Genomic DNA, 359 nt, shown 5'->3' with positions numbered 1-359 from the left:
TTTTATTAGCAAATAGTTTTTTGCTATTTTTACAAATATAATAGTCATTTTTTTCATCATAATCCATATTATCAATACGCCCAATATCATTTTTATATTTTCTAGTTTTACTAATTTCATAATTTGCAGGTTTTATGAAAGATAATTGATTATTACACTCTAAAAATGTATAGTTTTCCTCACTTTCATATCCAGAATCAGCTACTACTTTAGGATATTTAAATTTTGTATAGTCCTCAATAGATTTTAAAAACGGTATTAATGTTGTAGTGTCAGTAGGTTGATGCCCTGAACTTACCCAAACTATATATTCTGAATCTACACCGAATTGTATATTATATGCTGGTTTAAGTTGTCCA

The 359-nt window shown here is 26.2% G+C and carries 1 protein-coding gene; it reads right to left on the bottom strand.

Features of this window, described 5'->3' with window-relative positions; all coding sequences use genetic code 11:
• Positions 1–359 (bottom strand): transposase (locus KGF39_RS19580; protein WP_227823589.1); only part of this gene is annotated, 359 nt, incomplete at both ends.

Origin of the sequence: Clostridioides sp. ZZV14-6345 (assembly GCF_020657775.1) — a bacterium.
GTDB lineage: Bacteria > Bacillota > Clostridia > Peptostreptococcales > Peptostreptococcaceae > Clostridioides > Clostridioides difficile_D.
This window is presented reverse-complemented; position numbering and strand designations above follow the sequence as displayed.